A 4,120-nucleotide genomic window follows, 5' to 3' on the forward strand; every position below is an offset into this window, starting at 1 on the left:
TCTAACCTGGTCAACGGCTGACCGCTGACTGCTGAATGCTTACATAATTTTAAGTCCACTTCCGGAAAAATGTATTGTCTTTCCAAGCAGAAGCTGTCCGTGCTTCAATAGCAGTCATTTGTTCTGAACTCAACGATTGAAATGCTTGGGCTACTTTAAAATTTGATTCTAATTGCTTGACGGATTCGGCAGCAATAATACAACAATGTACTCCCTCCAGAGACAAAACATAACCCATAGCTTGATCCATTCCATCTAAGACACCATTTTTGAATAACCTGCCATAAGCCGGAACTTTCATAGCAACGACTCCTACATTTTTCTCTCGCGCCACTGGTAAAACAGTTTTGGCAAAAGGACGAGGATGATGAACATCTGCCGCATTGAGAGAAATTAAGGTGGTATCAAAGGGATAGCGCCGCAACCCTTCTGCAATCACATCCGGTTCGTGATGTCCGGTAATACCTAAATATTTTACAATTCCTTGTTCTTTTGCTTCTTCAAAGGCTTTGATAGCGCCATTGGGACTAAAAATCTGATCTAACGTTTCGTGAAAAGAAACATGATGTAATTGCCATAAATCGATAGAATCAGTTTGAAGGCGTTTAAGCGATCGCTCTAACTCTCGCCAAGCCCCATCTCGATCTCGTTGTGCTGTTTTTGTTGCTAAAAATAGATTAGAGCGATAAGCGGGTAATACCTTACCCATATATTCTTCGCTGGGGCCATAACTAGCCGCCGTATCAAAATAACGAATTCCAAACTGTAACGCCGCTTCAATTTGGGCGACGGCATCAGCTTCTCGATTCATCTTCGACAAAGGCGTTTTTCCTGCACCTCCCAATCCAAAGATTGGAACTTTCACCCCCGTTTTACCTAACACTCGTTCTGGCATTGTAGCTGCTGTTGGCAGTTGAATAGCTGCTGTTGCTGACAGTTGAGACTGCTGTTGATGCCATGCTGCACTTCCAACAATACCACCCGCAGCAGCAACACTGGTCACGATCAACTGACGTCGAGTTGTTTTACGTGTCATCGCTCGCCTATTTTACAGTAGGTTTGCCCGTATTTTAGCCTGGTTTCTGCAACCTAAGCATATGCGCTACGCGCACGCTACGCAAACAGCTGACAAAGTACTTGTCGCCAAGATTGCTAACTTTATCTATTCCAATGGTGGAAACATTATCTACGCCGATAAACATACAGGTTTGGCAACTGGAATTAAATCAGGAAAAAAAACTTAAACTCTTATCCCTGTATTGATGCAGCCCTTCCCTATCAGCAACTGTATCGCTTTATGATAACACTAAAAACTCCTCAGATATCTTGACACTGTTCCCTATTCCCTATTCCCTGTTCCCTTTTGATATCAATCTTATGTTTACCTATCACATAAAAATACTATATATAGCAGTCGCCAGGGCAGTTAGGACATGACAAAAGTCTCAAAGCTAAGTATAGCAATAGTTTTACTTCTGACTTCTGACTTCTGACTTCTGACTTCTGCTATATTCATAGTAGCTGAGGAAATTTTAGATGGACTTTACCTTAGGGCGTCAAGGGTTTTACACAGAAATAAATCAGCCAGATGACCAAATTCATTTGGCAAGAGCAGCGCTTTACATAGCTGAGGAAGAATACCCGGATCTGGCTATTGATGATTACTTGAATGCCTTAGATGTGATGGCATCTGAAGTAGAGGAGCGTTTGCCTGAGCAACGCTATCCCCTGCGAGTGATTAAAACTCTTAATCAGTATTTCTATGATGACCTAGGATATTCGGGCAATAGCAGTGATTACTACGATCCCCGTAATAGTTTCCTAAATCAGGTCATGGATCGGCGCACAGGTATTCCGATTAGCCTTTCGGTGGTGTACCTGGAAGTCGCTCGACGCCTTGATTTTCCCATGGTTGGTATTGGGATGCCAGGGCATTTCCTAATTCGCCCAGAGTTTGAGCAGGTGGGGATCTTTGTAGATGCTTTCGATGGTGGTGAGATTTTATTTGAACAAGATTGCGAGGAACGACTAACCCAAATTTATGGTCATCCGGTAACCCTACAACCAAGTTTCCTAGCACCGGTGAGTAATCGGCAGCTGTTAGCAAGGATGCTCATGAATCTTAAATTGATTTATCTCAATGGCCAAGACTTACCTAGAGCGCTAGCCGCAGTTGAGCGCATGTTGTTGCTGTTTCCTAATGCACCGGTACAACTGCGGGATCGGGGGCTGATTTACTCCCAGTTGGGATATTTATCAGAAGCATGCCAGGATTTAGAACGTTATTTGGAAATCCTGCCCCAAGCTGAGGATGCTGATATCATTCGTCGGTTACTAAAACAGATCGGAAATGAGTAAAGGCTTCTATGGATGGGCATGACTAATCACCAATTCCCTAATCCCTAATCCCTAATGACTGCACTCACGTCGGTAAATCTCTTCTGCTACTAACTTAAGGCGTCTGAGTTGGGCTTTCATATCATTCTGAGTCCATTGGGCAGCAAAGCTGTTGAATCCCCAGCTAACGATGGGGTTGGGAATTTCAAATTCAAAACGGTTGACCAAACGGGTGCCTTGTTCAGCTGGCTGACACTCCCAGCGGTCTCGTCCTTTGAAAAAACCCTGGAACTGCCAAACCACTAACCCTGGCTTGCGGTCAATAACCACACTCTTGAGAGTGGGCTGCAACCAGGGAATGTTAATAATAAACCGCGAGCGACTCCCGACATCAGTACTCCACTGCCCCACTGATTCACAACGCAAAATCGGGTTGAGCCAGCGATGCATTAAGCTCTGGTCAGTGATACAGCGCTCGACAATGGTGGCGCTGGCATTAATTTTAATGGATTGTTCAAAAAATTGGGCGTTTTGCATGTAAAATTTCGACATTATTGAACTATCTTGATTACGGTGGCAGCTAGCCACACTACCAGACCACTAGAGTTGTGAGGAGGAAAAATTAATCAAGACTTGATTTTTGTACATCAATTCGCTCTAAATATAAGGGTTACGTCTTGAGTGACTGACAAACCTACCAAGAAATCTTTCAGCTCCCGAGTGTCCGACGTCACATCGGGGCAAATGCCGATTCAACACTCAATCAAGTTACCCAGCTAACCAGCGGGGGTAAGACCCCCTAAGCCAAGCAGTTGACTCCTGTCGGCAACTATGGGTAAATTCTATCAGCACTCCTGGGTCAAGATTTGTCAGTTAGGCAAGATTAAGCCACATCTGTGGAAAATTTGAGGAGTAAAACGTTCTCCATGAACATCTCAACCTTTACTTTTAAATCTTCTTGTCGTACCTTCTGCTCAAGGTTATTTTCAGTCAGCACCCTCCTCTGAAGAGACCAGGCGTAGATAGCCTCCCTTCAGGTAGCTGACCAGCCTAAGACCTTGACCCAAGGGGTTGCCCTTAAGGTAAAGGATCTACGTTGTTGGCAAGTGTTAAAGTTCCTACCTTGGGGTACTTTGCCCGCTCCAAGCTCTAGAACCGAGTCGTTAAACAATTAGACGAGGGCTAAGACAGTGCGGTTCGGAAAGTACCGACCAACAACGTTGGCGAGGCAAACGTTACCTTGTGCAGAATCGGCGATTCCGGCTTTAACTGGAAAGCACAACAACTGCACCTCTTGTTGTCCAGCTCTTTTTGGGACGGCAGTCTATACCGCAGCGTCTCGGTTCCTCTGGGGTCACCAGACGCGCAGCTTCCCCGCTGCTCAACTTATCTAGTTGAGACGATAATACCGTGCTCCTCACCAGACCACAGTAGTCACAAGGAACTTAAAAAACTTAGGGTTGTTTGTGACATTGGACAATTTAAGTAAGAACAAAGACTATGAATGGAACTTGGGAAGGTATCTTCCAAATTGTAGGAGTTGGTGTGCAGCCATCGGCACACCTGGTTTTAGCCCAGACAGGAGTTCCCGCATTAGACCAAGTTTTGGCAGATGGGGGAACCACCTTACTGAATGTGGTTAAATCGATCGCAATCTTAGTCATTGGTCTTATCCTTGCTAAGATTGCTGCTGGTATTACCAAAGCAGTACTGAATCGCACCAATATTGACAACAACATTGCTCAGTGGGCTACTGGCGGTAAGCCAGGAAGCGAGCCTCCTA

General features: G+C 44.9%; 5 protein-coding genes. 3 read left to right on the top strand and 2 right to left on the bottom strand.

The features are described from left to right. Positions 1-49: 49 nt before the first annotated feature. Positions 50-1,036 carry an aldo/keto reductase gene (locus F6K20_RS27160; protein WP_008178801.1) on the bottom strand — a complete coding sequence of 329 codons (987 nt, stop codon included), beginning with the start codon at positions 1,034-1,036 and terminating at the stop codon, positions 50-52. 61 nt (positions 1,037-1,097) lie between these two features. On the opposite strand from F6K20_RS27160, the gene F6K20_RS27165 reads away from it, so the two are divergent. Together F6K20_RS27165 and F6K20_RS27170 are read left to right on the top strand one after the other, a co-directional pair. Then, entirely contained in the window at positions 1,098-1,244 is a 147-nt protein-coding gene (locus tag F6K20_RS27165) for a hypothetical protein (RefSeq protein ID WP_008178798.1), read from the top strand. A gap of 292 nt (positions 1,245-1,536) precedes the next feature. Next, on the top strand, positions 1,537-2,358 hold the full coding sequence (locus F6K20_RS27170) for a SirB1 family protein (protein ID WP_008178796.1): 822 nt from the start codon (positions 1,537-1,539) through the stop codon (positions 2,356-2,358). Positions 2,359-2,409: 51 nt separating this feature from the next. On the opposite strand, the gene F6K20_RS27175 is transcribed toward F6K20_RS27170, so the two are convergent. Then, positions 2,410-2,874 (bottom strand): SRPBCC family protein, encoded by a 465-nt coding sequence (locus tag F6K20_RS27175; RefSeq protein ID WP_075896223.1) that lies wholly within the window; start codon positions 2,872-2,874, stop codon positions 2,410-2,412. A gap of 963 nt (positions 2,875-3,837) precedes the next feature. On the opposite strand from F6K20_RS27175, the gene F6K20_RS27180 reads away from it, so the two are divergent. Beyond that, a partial coding sequence (locus tag F6K20_RS27180) for a mechanosensitive ion channel family protein (protein WP_502708883.1) occupies positions 3,838-4,120 on the top strand: 283 nt, incomplete at its 3' end.

Source organism: Moorena sp. SIO2C4, from assembly GCF_010672485.1.
GTDB classification, from domain to species: Bacteria; Cyanobacteriota; Cyanobacteriia; order Cyanobacteriales; family Coleofasciculaceae; genus Moorena; species Moorena producens.